Raw genomic sequence first — 25,548 nt, 5'->3', positions numbered from 1 at the left:
TGACTATCCGGTTCTGTCGTCAATGGCGCTGAGCATGAAGGTGCCGACCTCGCTTCCGTCGACGGTGATGACCAGCTTTGCCGAGTCGGTGTTGCGAACACGCCATTGGTCGAGCAGGGACACCCACTCGGGCGCGGTCAGCTCAAGGGTGATCCGGTCGAGCGAAACCGCCTGCGTCGGTTCGCCACCCTCGGGGTGTGCCCGCTGGAAGCGGCGGGCGATGGACTGAAGGTCTCCGACCACTACTGTCACCTTTCGTTCCTCCGGCCCTCCGGGATCGGGAAAGGCGTTACCCCGATCGATTGGCCTGTCAGCGGGGCTTCGTCGATGCCGGGGAGAGTTACCAGCAAAGGGGGAAGACCCAAACGCGTCGGTGCGCGTGCCCAACCGCAATGCACCCGCTGGGGGCACATCGTTGGTCCGGTCGATGGCAGGGCGGGAACCGGGCGCCGGTGCGGGGCGGGTCCATCCCCCTCTGCCGCTGACCGTTCGCGGCCGCGGGTCAGCGCCGAACGCGGTCGGCCGTCCGGCTTGGCAGCCGCGCGGGCACACCGGCGAGTTCCAGCAGCAGACCCGCGACGTCGGTCGCGGAGTATCGGGTTGACAGGGGCACACGGTCGGTGGCGGAGTGCAGCAGTATGGGCCCGTCGGCCGGATCCTGGGGCAGGCGGCCGTGGCTGCCCCGGACGTGCCGGCCGTCCAGCGGCACCACCGGCAAGGTGGTGCGCAGGCCCAGGCGGCTACGCAGCAGGGCGACGGCGATTCTCAGGCGGACCCAGCGGTCGTCGGGATCGAGGAACAGTTCGGCGGGGTCATAGCCTGGCTTGCGGTGGATGTCCACGCAGCGCGCGAAGTCGGGGGCCCGCCGGTCGTCGTGCCAGTAGTAGTAGCTGAACCACGCGTCGGGCTCCGCCACGGCGACAAGGTCCCCTGCCCTGTCGTGGTCCAGGCTCTGCGCCGTCTTGCCCTCGCGGTCGAGCACCTCCGCCACCCCGGGGGCCGCCTCCAGCACGGCGCGCACCCGCGGAAGGTCCCTGGGGTCGCGTACGTAGACGTGGGCGATCTGGTGGTCGACGACGGCGAACGCGGGGGAGGTCCACGGGTCGAGGTATTCCATGCCGGACTGGGTGTACACGCGCAGCAGCCCGGTCCGGCGCAGCAGGCGGTTGAGATGGACTGGACGGTTCACGGGTGTGATGCCGTACTCGGAGAGAGCGACGATGGTCACGCCCCGTGCTCTAGCTGTGTCCAGCAGAGGAGAGAGGGCCCGGTCGAGCTCCCTGGCCGCGCGGACGGACTGCGGTGCGTGCGGGCCGAAGCGCTGGAGGTCGTAGTCGAGGTGCGGCACGTACACCAATGTGAGGTGGGGTCGGTGGGTGTGGAGGATGTGCCCGGCCGCCCCGATGATCCACCGGCTGGAGGCCATGCCGGCGCGTGGCCCCCAGTAGTCGAACAGCGGGAACCTGCCGAATCGTGAGGTGAGTTCGCCGTGCAGCTCGGGCGGGGTGGTGTAGCAGTCCGGCGTCTTGCGGCCGTCCGCGTGGTAGACAGGGCGAGGGGTCACCGTCAGATCGGTGTCCGCGCCCATGGCGTACCACCAGCAGATGTTGGCGACGCGGTAGCGCGGGAAGTGCCGACGGGCGGTGTCCCAGACCTTCTCGCCCCGTACAAGCCGGTTGTGCTGGCGCCACAGCAGGATCTCGCCGAGGCCGCGGAAGTACCAGCCGTTGCCGACGATTCCGTGGTCCCGCGGCAGGAGGCCGGTGAGCATGCTGGCCTGCATGGTGCAGGTGACGGCGGGCAGGACCGGGACCAGTTCGGCGACGCGGGGGGCGGTGCCCGGGCCCGGCTGTGCGACGGACCGCAGTGCGGGCATGTGGGACAGCAGTCGGGGGGTGAGAGCCGCGATGTTCAGAACGAGCAGGGGTGCGGGGCCACCGGGGAAGGCCGCTTCGGTCACGGCGCCTCCTCGCCTACGGCGCGGCGAGCGGCGTCCGGGTCCGTCAGGGGTGTGGTGCGTGTTGCCGGCGGATGCTCGAGCAGTCCCGCACGCAGCAGTTCGGTGCGTGCCCAGGCCAGCTCTCCCGCGATGGCGGTGGCCAGAGCGTGGTCGCTGGCAGGCCGGACGGAAGGGGGCAGGACGGACCAGGTGTAGGTCTCGACCTCCAGATGGTCAGTGGCCGGCCGCGGGCCTCCGGCAAGGGCATGGACGGCCTCGGTGAGCACCCGCCGGGTGGCGGTCAGCGGTGGCTGAGGGTCGGCGTGCAGGGGAACGTGATAGTGCACCCGCCAGGGACCCGGGGGATCAGGGTCTCGTCCGGTGGGGTGGCGCAAGGCGTCCCCCAAATCGTCCCAGCGGCGCCGCCGAGTAGGGTCGAGGTGGCCTGCGCGGGTCTGGTGGAGGAAACGCGGCTCGTCGAAGAGCTCCAGCGCCCGGCGGGTCTCGGCGTCGAGGGGGTCGTCGGCCTGGAGGGCCGCGGAGAGCTGCGCCTTGACCACGGGCACGCCTGCGGCCGACAGCTCTCGCAAGGCCAGGGCGGGGGGTTCGAAGTCGACGGCCAGGTGGCAGGTGTCGACGCACACCCCCAGCCACGCGCTGTCGAGGGCGTCCAACAGCCCGGGGGCGTCCCCGATGGTGGAGAGCACGCAGCCCGGCTCGGGCTCCAGCCCGACACGGATGACGCGGCCTTCGGAGGCGGCGAGGCGAGCCAGTTCCTCGGCGAGCCGGCTCAGGTGACGGCGGGCGGTGTGGTGGCGCTCCGGTGTCCATCCGGTGCGCCAGCCGAGCGGGAGGGTGGAGACGCTGCCGTGTGCGGCGTCGTCGGGGAGGAGCGCGGACAGCACACGGGCCGTGTCCAGGGTGTAGGCGGCGCGCGACGGGTCGGCCCAGTCGGGGGTGTAGACGGCGTGCTTGACCACGGGCTGCTGGAAGCCCCGGTACGGGAATGCGTTGAGGGTGACCACTTCGAGCCCCCGGGCCTCCAGTTCCTGGCGCAGCCGCGTCAGGGCACAGCGGTCGTTCACCAGCGCATGCGCGATGTCGCGGGCGAGCCACAACCCCAGGCCGAGCAGCGGGACCTCCAGGCGCTGACGGACGGGTTCGCCGATCACGTCCAGCTGGCGGACGATGCCGTCCAGGTCTTCGGCGGGCAGCACGTTGGTGCAGTACGCGAGGTGGATGGTGGTGCCGTCGCGGTGGTAGAGGCGCATGGGGTCCGGCGGGGCCGGCCTCCTTCCACGAGATGCGGGTGCTGTGTGGTGCCAGGTGGTCCGGTGTCCGCGGGTCAGCCGCCGCGCCGGACCGAGTTGCCCGCGTGCTCGCCGCGGGCGAAGTGCTCGGTGCCGACGAGGTCCAGTCGGCCGCTCTGGCCGTAGAAGTCGACCGGGTTGTGCCAGAGGACCTGGTCGACCTGGCCGGCGGTGAACCCGGCGGCCAGCATGGCCTCGGCGGTACGGCAGGTGGCCAGCGGGTCGCTGCACCCCCAGTCGGCGGCCGAGTTGACCAGCATCCGTTCGGTGCCGTACTCGGCCAGGATCTGCACCATGCGGCGGCAGTCGAGCTTGGTGTCCGGGTAGATGGAGAATCCCATCCAGCAGCCGGTGCCGACCACGTCCACCACAGTGAGTTCATTGAGATGGTCCATCAGCACCATGTCGGGTGGGATCCCGCATTCGCGTACGACATCCAGTGAGCGCCGTGTTCCGGTCTGCTTGTCCCGGTGTGGGGTGTGCACAAGCGCGGGCAGTTGCTGTTCGATGGCCATGGTCAGCTGCGTCGCCAGCGCCTCGTCCTCGCGGGGCGTCATCGAGTCGTACCCGACTTCCCCCACCGCCACCACCTGTTCTTTCGCCAGGTAGCGTGGCAGCACGTCGAGCACCTCGGCGCACCGGGGGTCGCCCGCCTCCTTGGGGTTCAGTGCGAGCGCGCAGTGGTGGCTGACGTCGAACTGGGCAGCGCGGTACGGCTCCCAGCTCGTCAGGGAGTCGAAGTAGTCGGTGAAGCTGCTGACGCCGGTGCGCGGCTGCCCGAGCCAGAACGCGGGCTCCACCACGGCACGGATGCCGGCGGCGCGCATCGCGATGTAGTCGTCCGTCGTCCGCGACGTCATGTGGATGTGCGGGTCGAAGATGCGCATCAGTGTGTGGGAACCTCCCGTGCGGTGGGGATCAGGTCGCCTTGGGTCAGGCTGTGCAGGTCGCCGGGGACGCTGCGCCCGGCGCTGCGCAGTTCGCGCGCATAGGACCGGGCCATGCGGATCAGTTCCGCGTCGGTACGCTCCTCCAGTCTGCCGACGGCGCGCAGCGGAACGCGGTAGTGCAGACACTTCAGCACTCCATGCCGCCAGGTGTGCGCGTCCAGGTGGCGGGCACCGTAGGGGCCGAGGGCGGCAGCGACCAGCCTGAGATCGTTGGCGGACAGTGCCTGCGCGCACAGACCGACCGCCTGTGGCCCCGAGGCCACGGTGCCGAGGGCCCTCAGCACGCTGCGCCGTTCCGCCGCGTCACCATTGCCGTACAGCCAGGCCGCAAGCCGTCCCGCGCCCTCGGCCGCTGCTCCGGCGGCGAACAGGATGGTGCGGGCGGCATCGTCGACCGTCCAGTACAGGGCTTGGGTCACGGCCCGCTGCCCGGCACCGCCGCCGGAGCACGGCGTGCCCAGCGGCGCGCGGCCGCAGCGCAGTCCGGCTTGCGGGAACAGCACTCCGAGCGCGCCCGGGTCCGCCGCGGCCTTCCGGGACGCCGCCTCCAGCCATGCCGCCGCCCGCCCCGTCAGGCGGTCGGTAAGCAAGGCACGGATTCGCGCCTCGCCGACCTCCTGCGCGTTACCAAGGCTCATCGCGGCGCTCCCTCCGCTGGCCCCTCGGCCTCCGCCGGCGCCATCGCTGCCTCCGACGCCGCTTGGCGCAGGAACGCCAGCGACCGGGCGGCGACGTCCGGCGCGGCGTGACTGTGCCGCGGCAGCTCCACGCTGACCAGGCCCGTGTATCCCGCCAGCGACAGGGCCCGCAGCACCGGTGGAAAGTCGATCTCCCCCTCGCCGAACTCCAGATGCTCGTGTACGCCCCGCCGCATGTCCTCGATCTGCACGTTGACCAGACGCGGACCGGCCCGCAGCACGCACGCCGGGACGCTGTGCTCCTCCAGGCACCGGCAGTGGCCGATGTCCAAGGTGAGCCGGAGCTGCGGCGGATCACCGAGCGCACGGCGGAGCCGGTCGTAGGCGTCCAGGGTGTCGACGAGCATGCCGGGCTCCGGTTCGAGTCCCAACGGCACCCCCAGGCGCTCGGCCTCCGGCAGCAGCGGCTCGCAGCGGCGGATGAGGCGCTCCCAGGCTTTCCTCGGTGCCAGCACGGGGGGTCGCACGCCGCTCCACAGCGACACTGCGGGGGCGCCAAGGTCGGCGGCGACCCGCAGAGCCCGGCGCAGATAGTCCAACCGCGGTGCGCAGTCCTCGTCCAGGAGCGTCGGAGCGTGCTTGCGCCGGGGGTCGAGCAGGTAGCGTGCCCCGGTCTCCACCATCACGTCCAGGCCGAGCCGATCCAGTAGCCGGGCGGTCTGCGCGGTACGGCGGGGCAGATCCGGCTCGAACGGGTCCAGATGGCAGTGGTCCAAGGTCAGGGCGACGCCGTCGTAGCCCAGGTCGGCCAGCACGCGGAGCGCGTCCGGCAGCCGATGGCCGGCGAATCCGTTGGTGCCGTAGCCGAAGCGCGGGCGCGGCGCGGAGGGCCCGCTCACGTCGGACATACCAGCCGGAACAGGCGGCGGGCCACGGGCATCCCGGCGAGCAGGCCCGTGGCCACCGGCGACGATCCCGCCCGGGCCGCGCACAATGCTTGGAGCGGCAGCATTCCGGTGATGCCCGCCGCGACCGCTTGCCGCACGCTGTGCGGTCGCCCACGGTCGGCCGCCGCCCGGGCCTGTGCTCCCGCGAAGTACGCCAGGTACATGGCCAGCGCAGCGGTCGCCGGCTTCTGTGCTCCTGGTGCGCCTGAGCGTGCGGCGAGCGCCGCGACGGCCGCGGTGGCCGCCACTGTCGCCCCCAGCCTCCCCCGGCTCGCGCCTGCCACCTCGGCACGGCTCAGGGCGCTGACGACCGCGGTGTGCACCCCCAGGACAACCGCCGCCGGTGCCGCCGCACGCAGCCGCCCGACGCCGGCCCCCAGAAGTACATCGAGCGCGCGGGCGGCGGCCATGGCCGCCGGCCCGCCCACCGGATGGGCCTTGGCCCGCAGGTCGTAGACCCACACCACCCCGGCCAGCGGCACCGCGACGCCCAGCGTCCGCCATCCGCCCGCAGCACCCGCCAGCGCCAGGCCCGCGCCGGTGAGTCCACCGGCCACGGTGAGCGCCTGCGCCGGCGTGACTCTCCCCGAGGGAATCGGCCGCTGCGGACGCTCCCGTGTGTCCACGTTCCGGTCGGCGAAGTCGTTGAGTGCCATGCCGGCCCAGTACAGGCACACAGAAGCGCTCGCCAGGACGGCCCCTCGCCCCCACGACGGGTGGCCGGCCGCCACGGCACCGGCCAGACTGTCGCCCGGCACCGTCAGCGCCGCCGGCGCACGTACCAGTTCCGCCCACTTACGCACTCCCGGAGCCACCGCACCGGACGATTTCCCCTTTCGCGGCCCTCGCCGCGGCGACGAACAGCTCACGACCAGCCTCCCCGCCCGGCCGCCAGCCCGGCCGCGAACGCGCACAGTTGCTCGTACTGCGCCGCGAGACCACAGGGCCCCTGCGCGACGGGATCCTTGAAGAAGAAGCCCAGCGCGGCCAGGGGACCGGCCAAGCCGTCCGCCAAGGCCGCCGCCGCCAGCCGTGCCAGGTCCAGCACCAGCGGCGCGGCGAGGGCCGAGTCGCAGCCCTGCCACGTGAACTGCATCGTCATCGGCACGCCGAGGAATCCCTCGAACAGGATGTGGTCCCATGCGGTCTTCCACTCGCCGAGTGACGGAAGGTGGTCGATGTGCACCGCGCCTTCGGCCTGGTGTCCCAGCAGCGCGGGCAGGGCACGCCGCTTGGAATTCGTCTTGCTCAGGGCTGCGGCCGGATCGGCCAGGGTCCGGCCGTCGCCGCCCCCGAGAAGGTTCGTGCCCGACCACGCACGCACGTGCAGCGCCCGATCGGCGAACATCGGCGCCAGCACCGACTGCACCAGCGTCTCCCCCGTCTTGGCATCGCTGCCCGCATAGGGCAGGCCACGCTCGCACGCCAGATCGTGCAGCGCAGGCAGCCTTGCACCGACGGACGGCGTGAAATCGACATACGCGCACCCCGCCAGAAACGCGGCGCAGGCGTACAGGGAACTCGCTGGCAGCACCGGCGAGCCGCCACGCAGCGCCTGTCGCAGGGCCGGCCAGGACTCGTACTCCTCCTGCCAGGTCGGCTGCGGTTCGGTGGAGGCCACGTTGACGACCACCACCTGATCCAGTCGGCGGCGCTCACGAAATTCCGCGATGTCGTCGGCCAGTGTCAGCACCGTCTGCTCCTGCGGACCTCCGAACCGCTCTCCTGGTTCCCCGAAGGAGTGAGGGGCCGCGGTGCCGCGGGCGGCGCAGGACAGACCGCAGGCCACCCCCGTACGGATCTCCCGGTCCGTGTCCGCCAGAGCGTCCTCAACAGCCGCGACCATCCGCCCCGGCAGTACCCTCGCCTCCACCAGGCTCTCGGCGCGCTTGGTCAACGGGGTGTCGACCACGTCGTGTCCCCCGAACACCAGCGAGTCCAGCCCTGGAAGCACCGTGCGCGGGAAACCCGGGCGCTCGGTTACGCACCCCACCGGCTCGGCAAGCCCGGCCCGCAGCGCAGCGGCACCGAACACCGCCGTCGTCGCCACCGACCCTCGCCCGCCCACAAGCCACACACCGGTCCGCCTCGTCGGCCGCTCCGGCGTCCCGGCCGTCACCGTCGACTCTCCCGGCACACCCTCTTCACCTTCCCTGCTCCTCTCCGCGGGTACGCCGACCTGCGACGAAGCCTGCATAGTGGTGGGGCGCTCGGACCGCGGCTGGTCAGCCAGGCACTCGTGGCAAGCCTGGCGGTTGTGGACGGGAAACCGAAGGCCCCCAGCCTTGACGAAGGCATATCACCAGGAAGCGCCCACTCGGTGCGGAGGTCACTCCGACATGCGCAGTTTTTCGCTGACCGGGTGAACATCGTCTGCGGACAGGACGGATGCGTCGCCACCCATCGTGAGGAGGGACCCATCTGCCGCAACTGCTACCGCGGGGGCCCCGAGCGCCAGGAGTGCGCCACCTGCGGCAACCGTTACCTCTACCGCGGGAACCACCCGGAGCCATGCCGACGATGCGGTGGGACCCGTATCCTGCTGGGCCGCACCGCCCAAGCGCGGACACATGCGGTCCGGAACCCGCGGCGACGATGAGCTCCTCGACTCGCGGCAAACCTGGTTGGCATTGGCCTCGGCGACGTCGTCGGCCGGGCCCAGGCACACGGCGTCCAGGAGTTGGCACCGGGAGGTCCGACCCATCTCCGGGACGGCGACGAAGGAGTACGGCCACGGGAGCGAACTGGTCCGAGGACCGGCTGCTGCGGCCGTAGACGCGGCAGAACAGACGGTCGGCGCGCCCGCGCGGAGCCAGAGGCTGACGTCATCGTCACCGCCCTCGACGTACACACCCGGCCAGATCGTGGTCGAAGACATCACCACGGGCATCGTTGCGGAGTGGCACGGACGGCACGGCCGACAATGTCCAGGGCGCCTTGTACAGAGAGACACGGACACGCGACCGGTATGGGCGTGAGCGGCAATTACGAGTTTGTGATCGGTACGGGCGCGAGACCGAATGCCTACAGGCCGAGATCGGACAGCAAGTCGGTCAAGACCGTTTCTTCCTCGATACCTACGCCGACTGTGGCTCAGGGCTGCCACGAGATGCGGCGAAGCAGGCTTGTCGCGATGTGCAGACCGCCCCAGTCGAAGTCGCCGTGGTACAGCAGGCATGCTCCGTGGTGGCGTAGCCGACACAGCAGGGTGATGACAGCGGCCGAAGACTGGCTCTGGAGGCAGACCATCTACTTCGCCAAGCACGGTGCGCTCTTTCACCCACCAATGCCGGGGGGCGCAAGGTGGGCGCCGCGGCGCACCTGGTAAGGCACCGGTGGTTCACCGTGACAACGGCAGTTCCTCACGCCCCTTCAATACGCCATAACGACCCTTGCACCGGGCGAATACCGCCATCACCGTTGCCGACAAGGGATCAACAATCCCCGCCCGCGGGCGCAATGGGTATCCCGGCCGCGACGCGGGCCTCCTCTCATCCCGCACCTGGAGGAACATCGTGAGGATCAAGCACGCACCCCGCAGACGCAGCCCGGCCAGCCGCGCCGACAGCGCGGTCGTCGGACGGCTTCGGACACTGGCATTGATATCGGGGCTGGCCGCCGCGATCGCGCTGACCGCCCCCGGAACCGCCGCCGCGGACCAGGACCGGCCCCCCAGCGCCGCGGACCTCAAAGCGGCAAGCGACGCCGTCCTCGCCGCGGACGTCGGCGGCACAGCGTGGACCCTCGACACCAAGAGCGCATCCGTCGTCGTCCAGGCTGACAGCACCGTCTCCAACACCCAGCTCACCAAGATCAAAAGGGTGGCGGGTCGGAACGCCGGCGCGCTGCGCTTCGAGCGCACACCGGGCAAGCTCACCAGACTGCTCTCCGGCGGAGATCCCATCTACGCATCCGCGGGCTGGCGCTGCTCGGCCGGCTTCAACGTACACATCGGCACCGCGTACTACATCCTGACCGCCGGGCACTGCACCGAGGGCTACCCGACCTGGCGCACCGGCCTCGGCCTGTCCATCGGCCCGACGGCCTACTCCAGCTTCCCGGTCAACGACTACGGCTACATCTCCTACACGAACCCGTTGTTGCCGCACCCCAGCAACGTGAATCTGTACAACGGCACCTACCGCACCATCACCGGTGCCGCCAATGCCAGTATCGGCATGCTCGTCCAGCGCAGCGGCAGCACCACCGGATTGCACAGCGGCACCGTCACCGGACTCAACTACACCGTCAACTACGGCAACGGTGACATCGTCTACCAGATGATCCGGACCAATGTGTGCGCCGAGCCCGGCGACAGCGGCGGTCCGCTCTTCTCGGGCAACACCGCCATCGGCCTCACCTCCGGCGGCTCCGGCGACTGCGACTTCGGCGGCGTCACCTACTTCCAGCCGGTCACCGAGGCCCTCAACAACCACGGAGCAAGCCTTCCGTGACACTCATCCGCGCCGCAGACGGCTCCGCACCCCGCGGTACAGAACGCGGAGCCCCCCTCAGTGATATCCCACCCCGCACAGCCGTCGGCCGCTGCCAAGCCCAACCCGTACGCGAGGCAATCGCCCCCACCGGGCAGCAGACTCAGACCAGCCGCCGAAAAGACGGGCCGGGGCGACCTCGTGAACATGGATGAGGCGTCGGACCAGCCCGCGGGCCGCCGGCCGCGCCGGTGACTTCGGTGCGGGCGGCGGTCGAGCCCGAGGAGGCGGGCCCGGCGGTCCATGACGCGCAGGACGTGGTCGATCACGGTGAGGTCGCCGTCGCGGACGGCCTGCTTGTAGGCGACGAAGAACAGGCGGTCGAGGCGCGCGGGGTCGCAGCCCATGGCGTACCGGTCCGCCCCGTAGCCCTGCGGGTACGCGGCGGGTCGGAGTTGACGGCCGGGTCGGCGGCGTGCCTGCGTCCGATCGTCAGCCAGTCAACCCCCGGAAGGCGCAGATCGCGTCGGCGCGGCGCCTCGCGATGGCAGCACGCTGCGCCTTGGTGGGGCCGGGCCACGTCGTCCTCCGTCGGGTCACCTGGGGCCCCGTTCATGATCCCACCAGGCAGGTGCCTGAGGGTGCATCTCAGGAGGGGGGCTGCCCCGTGGCATGTTCAGCGTCCCGACGCTCCTCGGCGACTCATGGCAGGCGCTGCTCCTGTCCTTGGGAGGGGAGCGCGTCCTCGAGGTCTGCCGCCACAAAGGGCCTCGTATCCATGGCGGCCGCAAGACCGACCTGCTCGACGCCCTCCGCACGGCCGTGAAAACCCTCTCCACCGAGCATCTGATCCAGCCTCGCGCTCGGCGGAAGCGTGCGCGGACGCTGTTCTTGTGGGCCGAGGCCGCTGCGGCGAAGGGATCCGACTGGCGCAACGTAGCCTGGCTCAGCCAGGAGATGGCGATGGAGCCGATGCAGGTGCCGGGAAGAGTGACTGACCTGGCTTCCGGAAGGCAGTGATACGCCCATCCCCCGCGGCCTGGAAAGAGCCGAGCCCTCTACGGAGGGGTTTCGGTCCGGGATGGGCTGCCATGCCGTCTACACCGTGCCCACAACCAGTGCCTGGCCGACAAGAACGCACCACAACGATTCACCCGTGCAGAGCACGCTCCCGGCGCTGAGTTCCGTTCCGCGATCCGTGACTCGGCGCCCCTCCCGGGTTCTACCCCAGCTGGGAGCCGCCCGTCCAAGCAGCCCGGCTGTTCGGCGGGTTCCGCCCAACCGAGGCAGGAACATCGGTTGCGGAAGTCTGGACGGCCCCCCTCACCAAGGCGGCTTTGCGAAGCAACCGGTGACATTCGCAGCCAGAACGCTAGGCCAAAAGGGTGGTTTTCCGCACCCAGTGTGGTGAATCATCCCGAGCAGTGGCTGTACTGGTCCTACCGACTGTGGGGTGCCCATCTCCCTGTCGGGGTCAGGACGGAGACATTTTCGCGTTCACCGTTCCGTTCACATGGGCACCCCGGCAGCGAGTAGCAGCCCCACCACACTGACTCGAAGGGGCTGCATCATGCCAGTCGCTATCACTCCCCCCACCCCCGTGGCGTGTACCACGTTCACGGCCCAGGTCACCTCCACCCCTGGTGGCGTCAGCGCCGGAAACACCGCCACCTTCACCTACGACGGCCAGACCCAGTCCGCGACCGTCGCCGCTGACGGAACCACCCCTCCGGTCACCTTCACCGCCGTGGGAACCGGGCCCCAGACGATCACCGTGGTGTACACAAGCGGCGCCACCATCACCGGTACCGAGGTCGTCCCGATCAACGTCACTCCGGCACCCTCCGGGACAATGACGACCACCTTGACCACCGTGGGCACGACCACACAGGCCAGCACCACCCTCACCTGCGGCGGTGACACCACCTCGATCAACGGCACGATCCAGTACACCCTGCCGGGCGGGGGGACGGTATCGACGCCCGTGGTCAACGGCGTCGTGACCCCGGTCGACCTCGGGGTGCTGCTGACCTCGGGGCAGTCGGTGACGGCCACCTTCGTGGCGGCTGCCGGAACCTGCCCCGCGTGCACCTTCGCACCGGTGACCACGAGCCTGTGCACGGTGCTGCTTCTGCCTCCGACGGGTGTGGTCACGGCGGGTCAGCCGACGACTCTTCAGGCGTTGGTGCTGTGCAACGGCCTCCCGGTCAGCGGCGCCACGGTCTCCTTCGCCACCCCGAGCGGCACTCTGGGCACCGGGACGACCAACGCCTCCGGCCTGGCGTCGGCGACGGTCACCTTCCCCACCGCCGGAGCCACCACAGCCACCGCCACCGTCACCGCCACCCCCGCCACCACCCCCTGCAACTGCACCGGAACAAGCTCCACACCCCTTCCCATCGTCGTGCTCCCACCGGGAGTCTGCACGGTGCTGCTTCTGCCTCCGCCCGGAACCATCACCGCCGGCCAACCCACCACCCTCCAGGCACTCGTCCTGTGCAACGGCGTGCCCGTCAGCGGCGCCACGGTCAGCTTCGCCAGCCCAAGCGGCACCCTCGGAACCGCCACCACCAACGCCTCCGGCCTAGCCTCAGCAACAGTCACCTTCCCCACCGCCGGAGCCACCACAGCCACCGCCACCGTCACCGCCACCCCCGCCACCACCCCCTGCAACTGCACCGGAACAACCTCCACACCCCTCCCCATCGTCGTACTCCCACCGGGAATCTGCACAGTGCTGCTTCTCCCTCCGACGGGTGTGGTCACCGCCGGTCAGCCGACGACTCTTCAGGCGTTGGTGCTGTGCAACGGCCTCCCGGTCAGCGGCGCCACGGTCTCCTTCGCCACCCCGAGCGGCACTCTGGGCACCGGGACGACCAACGCCTCCGGCCTAGCCTCAGCAACAGTCACCTTCCCCACCGCCGGAGCCACCACAGCCACCGCCACCGTCACCGCCACCCCCGCCACCACCCCCTGCAACTGCACCGGAACAACCTCCACACCCCTCCCCATCGTCGTACTCCCACCGGGAATCTGCACAGTGCTGCTTCTCCCTCCGACGGGTGTGGTCACCGCCGGTCAGCCGACGACTCTTCAGGCGTTGGTGCTGTGCAACGGCCTCCCGGTCAGCGGCGCCACGGTCTCCTTCGCCACCCCGAGCGGCACTCTGGGCACCGGGACGACCAACGCCTCCGGCCTAGCCTCAGCAACAGTCACCTTCCCCACCGCCGGAGCCACCACAGCCACCGCCACCGTCACCGCCACCCCCGCCAGCACCCCCTGCAACTGCACCGGAACGACCTCTGTTCCCCTCCCCATCGTCGTGCTCCCACCGGGAATCTGCACAGTGCTGCTTCTCCCTCCGACGGGTGTGGTCACGGCGGGTCAGCCGACGACTCTTCAGGCGTTGGTGCTGTGCAACGGCCTCCCGGTCAGCGGCGCCACGGTCTCCTTCGCCACCCCGAGCGGCACTCTGGGCACCGGGACGACCAACGCCTCCGGCCTAGCCTCAGCAACAGTCACCTTCCCCACCGCCGGAGCCACCACAGCCACCGCCACCGTCACCGCCACCCCCGCCAGCACCCCCTGCAACTGCACCGGAACAACCTCTGTTCCCCTCCCCATCGTCGTACAACCCGGATCGACGACGCCGCCGGGGCCGCTCCAGGCTCTCCCCGCCTGCTGGCGGATCAACCTGTCCAACCCGACCCTCTTCCCGACCACTCTGACTGCCACAGTGACGCCGCCGACCGCAGGCATCCCTGTGCAGTTCCTCGTGGGCGGCGTGCCCGTGGGGACGGCGACGACGGATGCGACCGGCACCGCCACCCTCTCGGTGAACCTCACCCCGTTGCAGATCGTCAACACCACCTACCAGGCGACCGCGGTCGTTGGGGGCACCCGTGTCACCTCGACGGCCTCCCTGCTGCCGTGCATCCCGCCGGTGTGACCCTGGCCCACGGGTGAACGTGTGCGAAGAGAAAGGGCTGTCCCCCGTAGTGCAAGTACGGGGGACAGCCCGGCATTCGGCATCCACCGTAATACTTCTGTGTCCGTAGGACGGCTTCCATGAGCCTTTGCGGAGCTTCTGCTCGCTCTCAGCGTCACCTGCTGTATCACCAGGTTCATCACCCAAGGACAGCTGGCCGTGGGCTTCCGGGCCCGGGCCGCCGCCGTGACCGGCAGCGACCTCGCTCTGGCGGCCCGCTCTGCCCCCGCGCCCCGGCGCCCGCCGTAGGTGGAGTCGGCCGCGGCGGGCGACGCGCTTCTCGCCGTGGCCGCCACCGACGGCCACGATTCGACGACGTGCGCTTACAGCGGGTCGTCGAGACCTCAACCACCACGTGGAAGCACTCCGCGAAGGCCCATGCGTCATCTTCCTCAACCATGCCCGCGACCCGCTCCCTGCCCGCCCCGGCCACGACGCCCGCCAGGACAGCGAGTACATCCGCCGCGGCACGTGTTCGATCTTCGCGTGGGTCGAACCCCTGCGCGGGTGGCGCCGCGTTCAGGCATTGAGCTTTTTCCAACCTCAGGTTGAGGCGTGACGAAGGGCAGGGATGGTCTTCACGATGGCGGTGACTCGGTTGGTGCTACAGCGGAGTTTCCGCGGGGGGGGCGCCAGCCCTTCAGAGCGGCCATGGCGTGCTCGCCGAGGCAGCGGATTCCGGCGTGGGCGCTGTTGTGCCGACGTTGCCGCAGCTTGAGACGCCAGCCGCGGACGGGCGCCTGGGTGGTGCCGTCGGCGCCTTGATGTGCCTTGTCCGCCCGGCACTTTACCTCCGCGTCGCGGGGGCGTAGCCACCGGCAGCGCCCATGTCGTGGCGAGCGCCCGGAATGGTGGGTGAGGCCGCCGGCAGCCGACCTGCCGCGTCGGCGATGGCCTGCCACGCCGAGCCGGGCTCGTCGGACATGGCGGCGCCGACACGGCTGAGAGCTACCGCGGAGCTGCGCGAACCCACGGCATCCTGGCCCATGAATTCCTCACCGACTCAGCCCGCCACACCTCTAATCCGATCGGGCTGCGCCTGGTGCATACCGACACACTTCTGTGCGAAGTCACCGACGACAGCCAAGTGGCGCCCTCACTCCCGCAACCCGCGAGTACGGACGCATCCGAGCAGGCCGTCACGCTTATCCACAAGCTCGCGACGCGACGCGACGCGATGGGGTTGCACCCCCATACCCGCGGGAAGGACCGTCTGGTTCGAACACAGCCTGCCCACGCACGCTGCCCGAGAGAATGCCAGTTGGAGCCCGCTCTGACCGGACCATGCCTGACGGTCATTCGTGTGCGGGCGCCCATCCGCCTCGGAGATCGCCGCGAACGAGGCCGAGACCCGGCGAAGGTCACCGTGTCGGTGTAGGTGGGTGGGATTGCCGCCGTTCAGCACGACGGCTTCTCCCCCGATATCCGGGCCGGCCGTGGGGCCGAAGATGGTGACCGTGTTGCCGCCTGAAGCGGGTCCCGGGGCCACGCACGACCCGCCACAGCGCATGGCCCGGCCACCAGCAAAGTTCTACGCACCCGAGTCCTCGGCGGCCTCATCAACGAGTACAGGTACACGGCATGACGTGCAGCGACGAATTTTCGAGCGGCACAGGTCAGGGAGCGACGATCTTTAGCGCCGCGGTGTGCACGCCTGGGGCTGCGGCGATGTAGTCCCTGCTGGTCAGTTCCCATGGTTTGCCGTCGAGGTCGGTGACGACGCCGCCGGCTTCCTGGACCAGCAGTACGCCGGCGACGTGGGAACGCACGTGGTCGAATTGCCAGTGCAGGTCCATCCGGCCGGCCGCGACCTGCGCCAGCTGATGCGTCACGGGCACGGAGATCCGCACGTAGATGGCGGCCTTCATCATCGCGGCGAACGAGGCCCCCATCCGGTCGGCGATTTCGGCGTCCTGGCCGGGCTTTGCCTGACCGGTGCCGGCCAGGACGCCGTCGAGCGACGTCTTGTCCGAGACCCGCAGCCGAACGCCGTCGCGGAACGCCCCGCCGCCCTTGACGGCTGTGAACATCTCGTCCACCAGCGGGAAGTAGACCACGGCCAGTACCGGCCGCCCGTCCCGGACCAGGCTCACGCCGATGTTCCAGTCGGTCATGCCGTGGACGGCGTTGATATTGCCGCCGACCGGATCGATGAGCCACCACTCGCCCGTGGTCAGCGGGCCCCAGCCGTGTTCGTCGTTGAGCCAGTCCGCACTGGGCAGGATGTCGGCCAGCGCCGGCCGCAACACCTCGACCACGGCTTCGTCGTTGGCGCGGACGTCCGCGAGGAGTTCGGTGAGCCCGAGCTGACGCGCATCGGCGGAGTAGCGGTGCAGCATCAGGGCGCCGGCGCGGCGGACGGCGTCAGTGGTCGCGGTGAGAAGTTCGTGCGTCATGGGAAGCTCCCGTCGTTAACCCTGTGGCATGAATGTGCGCGTAAGATTTACTGGCATGCAAGTAGATCTGAACCTGCTCACGGTGCTCGACGCCCTGCTGGAAGAGGGCAGCGTGATGGGCGCGGCCGACCGGCTGCACCTGTCCTCGCCCGCGGTCAGCCGCACCCTCGGCCGGCTCCGCGCCGTGACCGGCGACGACATCCTGGTGCGTACGGGTCACTCGATGACCCCCACGCCATACGCTCTGGCGGTTCGGGAGGACGTGCACCGGCTGGTGCGGCAAGCGCACGAAGTGCTGTCGCCGACCCATGAGTTGAACCTGGCCGAGCTGAACCGCGCGTTCACGATCCAGTGCCACGACGCGCTCGCCACGGCGCTGGGACCCGTGTTGGTCGGCCGGATCCAGGAGCAGGCGCCCGGGGTGCAGTTGCGTGTGCTGGCCGAGCACTCCGCCGACACCGATGACCTCCGCCAGGGCCGCGTCGACCTGGAACTCGGCGGGGACCGGCCGGGCCTGCCCGAGTTCCGATCCGAGACTCTCGGACACGACCCGCTCGTCGTGGCGATGCGTCCGACTCATCCGTGCGCGGACGGCTTGGATCTGCACTCCTATGCGGCGCAGCCGCACGTGCTGGTCTCCCGACGAGGCCGTCTCACCGCACCGATCGATGACGTGCTGGCGGCCGAAGGACTGCGCCGGCGAGTGGTCGCGGCGGTGGCGACGCTCGCCATGGCCCTGCAACTAGCCGGCCGCAGCGACGTGCTGGTCACCAGTACCGAGATCCTCAGCCGCCCGCTCATCGAGGCGTTCGGGCTGATCACTCGGCCACTACCGGTGGAGTCGCCGCCCGCTGTGATCAACTGTAACTGGCACCAGCGTTATGACTCCGACCCCGCCCATGCCTGGCTCCGTGACCAGGTACGGGCATCTCTCTCGGAGATCGTCGCCGACTAGCGGTCCAGCGGCAGGGCAACCGTGCCGGGGAAGCGGGGTGTCTCGGCCTCGTCGAGCATGGCCGCGGCGACGGTCTCGCGGCTGACCTTCGCGCTGAGGTCGAACGGGGGCGCGGCCTCCAGACCGACCGTGCGCCGGGTGCGGCTCTCCGGCCCCATGTCGAGTACGCCGGCGTGGAAAACCGTGCCCCCGGCGGCCAGGACAGTGTTGTCGGCCTCGACCTTGTCCGCGAGCCGGTCGCCCAGCAGTTTCCCGAGCACAGCCGCTCCCTCGCCGGCGGCGTCGGCCGACTTGCCCGTGCCGTAGGCGCCGAGCCAGATGATGCGCCGCGGTCCGGCGGCGACAATCGCCGTGGCACCGGCGAGGAGAGTTCCCGCCTGCTCCGTGCCGAGTCCGGACAGGAGAACGGAGTTCGCGTCGACGACCGCGGCGATGCTGGCCGGATCGCTCACGTCGCCCGCGACCTTGCGCAGCTTCGGGGAGTCGGGAAGGGCGATGCGCTCGGGGTTCCGCGCGATCGCCGTGACGGTGTGGCCACGCTGCAACGCTTGTCGAGTAATCGCGAGTCCGGTTCGGCCGGACGCGGCGAGGACGATGAGGTTCATGTCAGGAACGCTAGGGAACAGATCGATTAACATCAAGTTCATGTTCGTCAATCAATGATTTACCCACATGCAATTGGGTGCCACGACGAGTGGCGGTCCGCGGATCACGGTTGAGGGGTGCCGATGGTGAAGCGTCGCCCCCCTCGACCGGTCAGCCCGCGGCACCCTGCGCGACGGCCGGCACCGCGAACAGGAACTCGGCAGTTGCGGCCGTCGATCGAAACACGTCCGTGCGTGCCCAGCGGCGGACTACGGCCTTCCAGTCAGCCGGCGGAGCGTCCACCCGCCAGTCGTTGACCTTGATGTTGATCGGCACCGCGCCCAGGAACGACAACAGCAGGAACAGCACCACCGCGGCCAGCCTCGCCCACCGCGGCGCCAGACCGGGCCTGGTGGCGGTGATCAGCCCAACCACGGCGAACGCGGTCCGCGGCCGAGGCGTTGGCCGCGGACCGGGCACGACAGCGACGATCCCCTGTGCCAGATGGCGGCTACGGCCCTACGCGGGCTCTGGCGCGTCCAGTTCAGCGCGCTGCGCCGGGGCCTCGACGGTGAAAGCACGCCCGAACAGGTCCGCGACGCAGTTACCGCCGACGTGCGCGGCGCGGCCCGGCTGCTCGACGCCGGCCTGGCCGGGTTCGACAACACGACGATGCCGTGACGTTCGCGGCCCCACCGTTCGTTCGCGGCAACGCAGCGGCGCTGGATCACCCGTCGCCGTCGGCCGCGGCAATGATGTGGCGGGTGCGCTCGCGCAGCAATTGGTGGGTGCGGTCGCGGTGGTTGCGGGGATGCCACGCCATGCCGATCGCCGTGTGCGGCAGGGTCAGGGGGATCGGGAAGGTGCGCAGCCCGAGGGTGTCCAGCATCGACCGGCCCAGCCGGGCCGGGGCGATGCAGACGACGTCGGTTTCGCGGGCCAGGTACAGCGCGCTCGCGAAACTGGGGACCACGGCGATCACGCGCCGACTCAGGCCCAGGTCGGCGAGCTGCTCGTCGATCGGGCCGTGCGCCCGGCCCCGCCGGGACACGACGATGTGATCGGCCGCGGCGAACCGCTTCGGCGTGACGGTCTTCACCCTCGCGAGTGGATGGTCCGGTCGCACCGCGCCGATCAGTGTCTCCGTGACCAGCGTTTCGGAGAGGATCTCCGGGTCGCCCGGGCGTATGACACCGATCTCCAGGTCCACGAGTCCTTCCCGCAGGGCCGGGGTGTCCTCGAGGTTCTCCGGTCGCAGCCGCAACGAGATGCCGGGGGCTTGGACCCGCAGGTCGTCGATCAGGGACGGGATGAACGTCGTCGACAGCATGTCGGCGACTTGCAGGTCGAACATGCGCACCGCAGTGCGCGGATCGGCGGCGTGCGACGGTGTGAACAACGCTCGTGCTCGGGCGGCGACAGCGTGCACCTCACCGCGTAGCTCCAGCGCGCGGGGGGTGGGCACGAGATCGCGTCCGGCCCGCACGAGGAGTGGGTCGTCGAACGCGCGCCGCAAGCGGGCCAGGGCGCGGCTCATCGCCGGTGCCGAGGTGTGCAGCCGGGCCGCGGCTTTGGTCACGCTGCCTTCGGTGAGCAACGCGTCCAACGCCTCGATGAGGTTCAGGTCGTAGTCCACCTTATCGATTATCAGCAACGAAATAAGTTCGTATCAAGGTTGCACTGGAGTGAATCGGACTGCGTCCCCATCGTCGAACGCACAGGACGGCATGAAGGAGTACACGATGGACATCCGTCGTGCCCAGCACGCCGTCACGGCGCTGGCGGCCGTGGTGCGAGCCTGGCCGGGGGGTGGGCTCTGATGCGGTCTGTGGTGATCGGGGCTGGGATCATGGGCCTGACCAGCGGGTTAGCGCATGTCTCTTTGGTGGGTTGGTCAGTTGATCGGATGTGTCTGTCCGATAGGCCCTGGACCGGGCCGCCCACCTTCCAACGGGGGGAGCGAAACCGGGTCCTGGCCGAGCTGATCGCCGCGACACCCGAGGAGATGATGCTGCACAACCAGATCACGCTCGTGCCGCCGCACTGGGTCTCGGCGCGTGTCGTGCTGGCCGGGGACGCGGCCCACGCGATGTCGCCGCACATCATCGCGGGTGCGACGCTGGGCATCGAGGACGCCGCTCTGCTCGGCTGGCCGCCCACCCACACCAGTGACATGTCCGCGGCGCTGACCGCCTACGAGGCCGACCGAATCCCGCGCTGCGCCGCGTTGCGGGGCTGTCGTCGGCGGTGGAGCATGCACCCACGCCGCAGGAGTTCGTGCGGCGCTACGCCGCGTTCAGCCACTGGATGCTCACCTCGGCGACGTCCGGCGAGCGGCAGGGGTGGGCGTGACCTTCACGGTGGAGGTGGACGTGGCGGTGCCGATGCGCGACGGTGTCGCGCTCGCCGCCAACGTGTGGGACGACGTCGGCCTGTACGGCAACCCGAAGCTCCCGGACATGTTCGCTCTCGTCAACGCTGGTTATGCAGTGGTGGCCCAGGATGTCCGCGGCACCCCCGCTCCCCCGGCACGTTCGTGCCGCACACTCACGAGGGCGCGGACGGCCTCGACACCCTCGCATGGCTGGCCGAGCAGCCCGGGTGTGACGGCGCGGTCGCCATGTGGGGCGGGTCCTACATGGGATTCACGCAGTGGCAAGCGCCCCCGCACTCCCGCCGACACTGCGTGCGATCGTACCCGTGACGAGTTCCGCCACCCCGTACGCGGCACCGTGGCGCTCCTCGGGCGGCGCGTTGTCGCAGGACGCCGACCGCGGCACGGTGACCCGTTACCTGCCTTGGCTCGGCCAGGTGCTTGAGTATCCCGAGCGGGACGAGTTCTGGCAGGAGATCTCGGCGAGGCGAGAATCCTCGCCTCCTTCTCCGGCGTGATCCCGTGTTCTGCCCACCGCGGATGGTCCACGGGACGCCCGTCGGCGGCCCACCACTGCCACGTATCGCGCACTGTTTCGGCGATCGATCGACAACGCGACCCAGCTTCCACGGCGCGCTGAGAATCCACCGACCAGACTCCGGCGCGCGTCCGCCACAGTGGCAGCTCGGTCCATGCTTCACACCGTGTTTGGCCAGCACAGCGGCCCCACTGCCTCCGCCAGCCTCGCCAGGCTCCGGATGGGCGGTATTCTCTGCGATCGGTTCCGGCCCGCCGCATTCGGGCGGCGGTGCGGCTGAAGCGTGAGGGTCGGCCTCCTGACCGACGCCGGAGGGACAGCGGGGCACATGCAGTCACCGGGGGGTGCGTTACGCAACCGCGTCAGCCCTTCACCAGGGTTCCGGCTTGCCAGACCGCGGTGATTTTGGACGGGTCGGCGAGAAGGGAGATGTCGCTCAGTGGGTCGCCGTCGACAACGAGGATGTCCGCGTCGAAGCCCTCGTGCAGGAGGCCGGAGCGAGGTGTCTGGCGACCTAGGGTGGCTGGGCCGTTGGCTGTGGCGGCTTCGATCACGTCCAGCGGGTTCATACCGATGTCGTTGAGCAACACCGCTTCGCGCCCATGGCGCCCCCAGGCGGCGGGGGCATCGCCACTGCTCTGGATGTCCGTGCCCATGGCGATCCGAACGCCGGCCTGGTGGGCGCGGGCGATGTTGTCCCGGTGCACCCGGGCGATGTCGGCGAGCTTGCGGGCCGCGTATGGCGGAAGTTCTCCGCCGTCGAGTAGCTCCCGGATGATGGTGAGTGTTGGTACGAGGATCGCACCGACTTCGCTCATGGCCGTGCATGCCTCGTCGTCGAGGTAGCTGCCGTGCTCGATGGTGAGCACGCCGGCCTCCAGGGCCGCCATGATCCCTGGCTTGCCGTGGCAGTGGGCTGCGACACTGCGTTCCGCGAGCCCGGCAACTTCCACGATGGTACGCAGTTCGCGGACGGTGAATTCCTGGTGGAGCGGATCGTCGATGACGCTGAGTACGCCGCCGGACGCGCACACCTTGATGATCCGGGCATTGCGCCGAAGCTGCTCGCGGACCGCCTTGGCGCATTCGGCCTCGCCGTCGGCCAGCTGGAATTCGGTGCCCAGCCGGGCACAGTCGTGGACCCACGCCGCGGGCAGGCTGTGGATGTCGCCGTGGCCGCCGGTGGTGGACAGAATGGCGCCCGCGGCGTAGATGGCCGGGCCGGGAAGGTAACCCTCGGCGACCACCGGGGCGAGCTGTAGCCCCATTCCGCCGACCTCACGGATGCTGGTGACGCCGGCGTCGAGAGCGCGGCGCAGACCTTGTACGCCCCGCGCTGCCCGTGTCGCCGGATGTTCCCGCACCAGCCGGACGTCGTCGAAGGTGCCCGGGCGACCGCCTTTGACGTGCGTGTGGCAGTCCCACATGCCGGGCATGACGGTTCGCGCGTGCACCGGCTCGACCGCCGAGTCGTGGATCGGAGCACTGGCGCGCGGACCCGCGTACGCGATGACGGGGCCGTCGATGACGACGACACCGTCGTGGACCGGGGCGCCGCGTCCGGGGATCAGCAGGTCGGCCTCGATGCGCTGAGGCGTACTCATCGGGGCCTCGCGATCACCGGGAGCGTCAGCCGGCTGGGGTGGGCCGGTCCGTGAAAGATCCGATTGAGGGCCACCCTCGTACCGGGCGCGGACATGTCGGGATCACCGCTGTTGGTATTCCGGTCGTACCGCGGGAAGTTGCTGCTCGACACCTCCAGCCGGATGCGGTGTCCGGGGCCGAAGACATTCGACGTCACGCCCATGTCGATGGTGGCCTCGACGATCTGGCCGGGTTCCAGGGGCTGTGGCCGGCTCAGGGAGGCGCGGTACCGCATCCGGCACACGCCCTCGCACAGGATGATGGCGCGGCCGTCGGGGAAGACGTCGACGAGTTTGCCGGTGACGTCCGTGTCGACCGCTGTCGAGGACATGTGCACGGTGAGGGTGATGTGACCGGTGGCCTCCAGCGGTTCCTGGAGGTATTCACCGGTGTAGCAGAGGACGTCGTCGCGGCGTTCCACGTCGGTCTGATCGGCTGGGCCGGCGAATCCGCCGAATCCCAGTGTCGCTCCGCCCACGGTCGGGACCGGATCGAGCGGATCGTATGAGTACGAGTCGCTGCGGTTGTCGGCGGCGGCGCGGCGGCGCAACTGTCCGTCACCCTCGGCACTGTTGGCCCGTCCGGCGCTGCGCAGGAAGTAATCCTCGTACCGGGTGTCGGGCAGCGGCCAGTCGTCCTCTTCGCGCCACCGGTCCAGGCCCATGACGAAGATGCGTACTCGCGCACCCTGGTCGGCTTCGACGCCACCCTTCAGCCACCGGTCGAAGAACCGCAGATGGGCCTGTGTGATCCCTGCCGCCTTGACGGACCCCGCGAGCCCGAACGAGCGGTCGGGGAAGACTCCCAAGTCCGCGCCGTCACCGTGGCCCCACGGGCCGATGATGAGCCGTTGGCCTTCCCTGGCCGACACGCTGCCACCGTTACGGCTCATGGTGGTGTACGAGCGGATGACCTCTCGCGCGAACACGTCGTACCAGCCGGTCACGTTCAACGCCGGAACGGTGATCGTTGAGCTGTGATCCAATGCGGCCAGGCGCTTCCAGTACGCGTCGTAGTCGGGGTGGGCGAGCATCTCACCGAGCCAGGGCAGGCCCCGCAGGAGAGCGCCCTGGTGGTCGATCGGCAGCGAGTACAGCGCGTCGACGTCCTCGAGCGCGGCTCGGACCGACGCCGCATCCCGCGGATCCGGCGGGCCGTCGCTGCGCGGGCGCGACAGATTGGCCACAGCCATGCGGGCCGACCAGTTGAACAACGCGCCCTGCGACACCGCACCTTGCGTCGAGTACCAGGCCCGGTAGATGTCCGCCGAAGTCATCGCGGGGGCGATCGCGCGCAGCACCGGCGGCGCCAGGGCGGCCGCCTGCCACTGTGGGAAGCCCATGTACGACGCGCCCCACATCCCCACGCTGCCGTTGCACCAAGCCTGGTCGGCGATCCACGCCAGCGTGTCGACGGTGTCGCTCTGATCGAAGCGATACGGTTCCATCAACCCTGGCGACTCCCCTGTGCCCCGTACGTCCTGGACGACCACCAGGTAGCCGCTGTCGACCAGGGCGCGGACGTCCGGCAGTTTCGGATTGCCCAGGTGGGTGGTGGACGTTCGGCCGTACGGAGTGCGACCGAGCAGGACTGGCCACGGGCCGGTCCCGGCCGGTCGCCACAGATCGGTCGCCAGCATGACGCCGTCACGCATCGGCACGGCGACATTGGTGTCGATGTACAAGCTCATCCGGTTCTCCATGTCCGTCGATACCGCTACCGGTTGAGCATCCAGTGACTGAAGGCCGCGTAGTTGGCGGCGAACTCCTCCGGAGTCGCGGAGTCCTCCACCGACTTGGCCAACTCGCCGACCTTCCGATAATGCGGAATCCGGTCCTCTTCGTAGGCAGCCAGCGCGGTGGCCACGCTGTCGGATGAGGTGAGCAGCCGGGCCAGCAACAGCGCGTCCTCGACGCCCAGTGACGCACCTGCGGTGATGTGCGGGGAAAGCGCGTGAGCGGAATCGCCGACGAGAACCACCCGCTGCGACACCCACCGCGACAACGGCGGCACCAGCATGATCTGGTTGTGCAGCACCTGGTCGTCCGGCGTCGATGCGATCAGGGCGAGCAGTGCCGGATTCCAGCCCGTCGTGTCGAGGAACGCGGCACGTTCCGCGGCCTGCTCTTTTGGCGTGCCCCGCAGCGGATCGGCACCGAACTGGTTGACCAACCAGTACACGGTGCCGTCGACGGTGGGTACATATCCGCCGCGGGTGCGCTCTTCGCCGAGCACGATGACGCTACGGTCGATGGTGACGCCCGCCGGCGGCTGGACGACCGCGCGCCACGCGTGATGGCCCTTGTGCTCCACGGCTTCACTGCCCGGAAGCAACAGGGAACGAACGACCGAGTACGCGCCGTCGGCGCCGACGAGCACGTCTGCATGGGCCGTAGCGCCGTCACCGAAACATGCCGTCACGCCAGCATCGGTCTCGTCGTAGCCGACCAGTCGCGAGTCCAGGCGGATGTTGTCCCGGCCCACCGCATCGGCGAGCAAGTCATTCAACTTGGCCCGGTGCACCAGCAGATACCGGTGGTTGTCGTCGGAGTACCCGGAAGGATGGATCACCTCGCCCGCGTGGTCCCGAAAATACATATCCGCAGGCCGGCCGATGGCTCGCACCTGCTCGCCCAGTCCCAGTTCGTCGAAGACCGCCAGCGCGTTCGCCCACAACCCGAGCCCCGCACCAGCTGCCCGTATCGCGGGCGCCTGCTCGTGGATCACCGCCTCGATGCCTCGCCTGCGCAACGAGATCGCACTGGTGAGTCCGACAATCCCGCCGCCGACCACAAGTGCACGCACTTGTCATACCTCCTGAATGAGCTGCGAATTCTCTACACTTCCGCGC

24 protein-coding genes and 2 pseudogenes are annotated in these 25,548 nt (G+C 69.8%); 8 read left to right on the top strand and 18 right to left on the bottom strand.

Annotated elements, in window-relative coordinates:
- Positions 1-3: 3 nt before the first annotated feature.
- The 10 genes and pseudogenes from ACJX2R_RS48475 to ACJX2R_RS48430 all read right to left on the bottom strand — a co-directional run bounded on the left by ACJX2R_RS48475 (position 4) and on the right by ACJX2R_RS48430 (position 9,033).
- A complete protein-coding gene (locus tag ACJX2R_RS48475) occupies positions 4-252 on the bottom strand; it encodes a hypothetical protein (RefSeq protein WP_413105366.1) in 249 nt (82 codons plus the stop codon).
- 250 nt (positions 253-502) lie between these two features.
- Positions 503-1,960 carry an alkaline phosphatase family protein gene (locus ACJX2R_RS48470; RefSeq protein ID WP_413105365.1) on the bottom strand — a complete coding sequence of 486 codons (1,458 nt, stop codon included), beginning with the start codon at positions 1,958-1,960 and terminating at the stop codon, positions 503-505.
- Complete coding sequence (gene eboE / locus ACJX2R_RS48465) at positions 1,957-3,210, bottom strand: metabolite traffic protein EboE (RefSeq protein ID WP_413105364.1); 1,254 nt, start codon at positions 3,208-3,210, stop codon at positions 1,957-1,959. The genes ACJX2R_RS48470 and eboE overlap by 4 nt, the downstream gene beginning before the upstream one ends.
- Positions 3,211-3,284: 74 nt before the next feature.
- On the bottom strand, positions 3,285-4,136 hold the full coding sequence (locus tag ACJX2R_RS48460) for a TatD family hydrolase (protein ID WP_413105363.1): 852 nt from the start codon (positions 4,134-4,136) through the stop codon (positions 3,285-3,287).
- Positions 4,136-4,837 carry an EboA domain-containing protein gene (locus tag ACJX2R_RS48455; protein ID WP_413105362.1) on the bottom strand — a complete coding sequence of 234 codons (702 nt, stop codon included), beginning with the start codon at positions 4,835-4,837 and terminating at the stop codon, positions 4,136-4,138. Before ACJX2R_RS48455 ends, ACJX2R_RS48460 begins: the two co-directional genes overlap by 1 nt.
- The gene (locus tag ACJX2R_RS48450) at positions 4,834-5,745 is read right to left on the bottom strand and encodes a sugar phosphate isomerase/epimerase family protein (protein WP_413105361.1); all 912 of its coding nucleotides are present in this window, start codon (positions 5,743-5,745) and stop codon (positions 4,834-4,836) included. Before ACJX2R_RS48450 ends, ACJX2R_RS48455 begins: the two co-directional genes overlap by 4 nt.
- Positions 5,733-6,542 (bottom strand): SCO3242 family prenyltransferase, encoded by an 810-nt coding sequence (locus ACJX2R_RS48445; protein WP_413106144.1) that lies wholly within the window; start codon positions 6,540-6,542, stop codon positions 5,733-5,735. The genes ACJX2R_RS48450 and ACJX2R_RS48445 overlap by 13 nt, the downstream gene beginning before the upstream one ends.
- 107 nt (positions 6,543-6,649) lie before the next feature.
- Positions 6,650-7,921, bottom strand: coding sequence for an inositol-3-phosphate synthase (locus ACJX2R_RS48440; RefSeq protein ID WP_413105360.1), 1,272 nt, complete (start codon positions 7,919-7,921; stop codon positions 6,650-6,652).
- A 474-nt stretch (positions 7,922-8,395) separates the two neighbouring features.
- Positions 8,396-8,582, bottom strand: a pseudogene (locus tag ACJX2R_RS48435) (transposase); the annotation flags it as partial.
- Positions 8,583-8,877: 295 nt separating this feature from the next.
- Complete coding sequence (locus ACJX2R_RS48430) at positions 8,878-9,033, bottom strand: DUF2399 domain-containing protein (protein ID WP_413105359.1); 156 nt, start codon at positions 9,031-9,033, stop codon at positions 8,878-8,880.
- 266 nt (positions 9,034-9,299) lie between these two features.
- Between ACJX2R_RS48430 and ACJX2R_RS48425 the strand changes: the two genes are divergently transcribed.
- The 3 genes from ACJX2R_RS48425 to ACJX2R_RS48415 all read left to right on the top strand — a co-directional run bounded on the left by ACJX2R_RS48425 (position 9,300) and on the right by ACJX2R_RS48415 (position 14,166).
- The gene (locus ACJX2R_RS48425) at positions 9,300-10,238 is read left to right on the top strand and encodes a S1 family peptidase (RefSeq protein WP_413105358.1); all 939 of its coding nucleotides are present in this window, start codon (positions 9,300-9,302) and stop codon (positions 10,236-10,238) included.
- 651 nt (positions 10,239-10,889) lie between these two features.
- A complete protein-coding gene (locus ACJX2R_RS48420) occupies positions 10,890-11,237 on the top strand; it encodes a hypothetical protein (RefSeq protein ID WP_413105357.1) in 348 nt (115 codons plus the stop codon).
- Between the two features lie 550 nt (positions 11,238-11,787).
- The gene (locus ACJX2R_RS48415; RefSeq protein WP_413105356.1) at positions 11,788-14,166 is read left to right on the top strand and encodes a hypothetical protein; all 2,379 of its coding nucleotides are present in this window, start codon (positions 11,788-11,790) and stop codon (positions 14,164-14,166) included.
- Positions 14,167-14,992: 826 nt separating this feature from the next.
- Here the strand turns inward: ACJX2R_RS48415 and ACJX2R_RS48410 are convergent.
- Together ACJX2R_RS48410 and ACJX2R_RS48405 are read right to left on the bottom strand one after the other, a co-directional pair.
- Entirely contained in the window at positions 14,993-15,193 is a 201-nt protein-coding gene (locus ACJX2R_RS48410) for a hypothetical protein (protein ID WP_413105355.1), read from the bottom strand.
- A gap of 628 nt (positions 15,194-15,821) precedes the next feature.
- The gene (locus tag ACJX2R_RS48405; RefSeq protein ID WP_413105354.1) at positions 15,822-16,601 is read right to left on the bottom strand and encodes an inositol monophosphatase family protein; all 780 of its coding nucleotides are present in this window, start codon (positions 16,599-16,601) and stop codon (positions 15,822-15,824) included.
- Between the two features lie 55 nt (positions 16,602-16,656).
- On the opposite strand from ACJX2R_RS48405, the gene ACJX2R_RS48400 reads away from it, so the two are divergent.
- Positions 16,657-17,556 (top strand): LysR family transcriptional regulator, encoded by a 900-nt coding sequence (locus tag ACJX2R_RS48400; RefSeq protein ID WP_413105353.1) that lies wholly within the window; start codon positions 16,657-16,659, stop codon positions 17,554-17,556.
- On the opposite strand, the gene ACJX2R_RS48395 is transcribed toward ACJX2R_RS48400, so the two are convergent.
- Both ACJX2R_RS48395 and ACJX2R_RS48390 read right to left on the bottom strand, forming a co-directional pair.
- On the bottom strand, positions 17,553-18,161 hold the full coding sequence (locus tag ACJX2R_RS48395; RefSeq protein ID WP_413105352.1) for an NAD(P)-dependent oxidoreductase: 609 nt from the start codon (positions 18,159-18,161) through the stop codon (positions 17,553-17,555). The two genes, ACJX2R_RS48400 and ACJX2R_RS48395, sit on opposite strands and share 4 nt — an antisense overlap.
- 151 nt (positions 18,162-18,312) lie before the next feature.
- Positions 18,313-18,513: a hypothetical protein gene (locus ACJX2R_RS48390; RefSeq protein WP_413105351.1), complete on the bottom strand. Its 201-nt coding sequence runs from the start codon at positions 18,511-18,513 to the stop codon at positions 18,313-18,315.
- A gap of 132 nt (positions 18,514-18,645) precedes the next feature.
- Here ACJX2R_RS48390 and ACJX2R_RS48385 point away from each other — a divergent pair, with 132 nt between their 5' ends.
- Positions 18,646-18,822 carry a hypothetical protein gene (locus tag ACJX2R_RS48385; RefSeq protein ID WP_413105350.1) on the top strand — a complete coding sequence of 59 codons (177 nt, stop codon included), beginning with the start codon at positions 18,646-18,648 and terminating at the stop codon, positions 18,820-18,822.
- Positions 18,823-18,868: 46 nt separating this feature from the next.
- Here ACJX2R_RS48385 and ACJX2R_RS48380 read toward each other — a convergent pair whose 3' ends face one another.
- Positions 18,869-19,777: a LysR family transcriptional regulator gene (locus ACJX2R_RS48380; protein WP_413105349.1), complete on the bottom strand. Its 909-nt coding sequence runs from the start codon at positions 19,775-19,777 to the stop codon at positions 18,869-18,871.
- A 183-nt stretch (positions 19,778-19,960) separates the two neighbouring features.
- Between ACJX2R_RS48380 and ACJX2R_RS48375 the strand changes: the two are divergent.
- The 3 genes and pseudogenes from ACJX2R_RS48375 to ACJX2R_RS48365 form a co-directional block, all read left to right on the top strand.
- Positions 19,961-20,353: pseudogene (locus tag ACJX2R_RS48375) on the top strand (FAD-dependent monooxygenase); the annotation flags it as partial.
- A gap of 204 nt (positions 20,354-20,557) precedes the next feature.
- Positions 20,558-20,845, top strand: a complete 288-nt coding sequence (locus ACJX2R_RS48370) for a CocE/NonD family hydrolase (RefSeq protein WP_413106143.1) — start codon at positions 20,558-20,560, stop codon at positions 20,843-20,845.
- Positions 20,842-21,033, top strand: coding sequence for a hypothetical protein (locus ACJX2R_RS48365; RefSeq protein WP_413105348.1), 192 nt, complete (start codon positions 20,842-20,844; stop codon positions 21,031-21,033). The genes ACJX2R_RS48370 and ACJX2R_RS48365 overlap by 4 nt, the downstream gene beginning before the upstream one ends.
- 382 nt (positions 21,034-21,415) lie before the next feature.
- On the opposite strand, the gene ACJX2R_RS48360 is transcribed toward ACJX2R_RS48365, so the two are convergent.
- From ACJX2R_RS48360 to ACJX2R_RS48350, 3 genes are read right to left on the bottom strand one after another with little or no spacing between them, the layout of a single operon-like run.
- Positions 21,416-22,657, bottom strand: coding sequence for a metal-dependent hydrolase family protein (locus ACJX2R_RS48360; RefSeq protein WP_413105347.1), 1,242 nt, complete (start codon positions 22,655-22,657; stop codon positions 21,416-21,418).
- Positions 22,654-24,387: a CocE/NonD family hydrolase gene (locus ACJX2R_RS48355; RefSeq protein WP_413105346.1), complete on the bottom strand. Its 1,734-nt coding sequence runs from the start codon at positions 24,385-24,387 to the stop codon at positions 22,654-22,656. Before ACJX2R_RS48355 ends, ACJX2R_RS48360 begins: the two co-directional genes overlap by 4 nt.
- 26 nt (positions 24,388-24,413) lie before the next feature.
- Positions 24,414-25,502 (bottom strand): FAD-dependent monooxygenase, encoded by a 1,089-nt coding sequence (locus ACJX2R_RS48350; RefSeq protein WP_413105345.1) that lies wholly within the window; start codon positions 25,500-25,502, stop codon positions 24,414-24,416.
- Positions 25,503-25,548: the final 46 nt, after the last annotated feature.

It is taken from the genome of Streptomyces sp. Inha503 (assembly GCF_047215865.1).
Lineage (GTDB): Bacteria > Actinomycetota > Actinomycetes > Streptomycetales > Streptomycetaceae > Streptomyces > Streptomyces lycopersici.
This window is presented reverse-complemented; position numbering and strand designations above follow the sequence as displayed.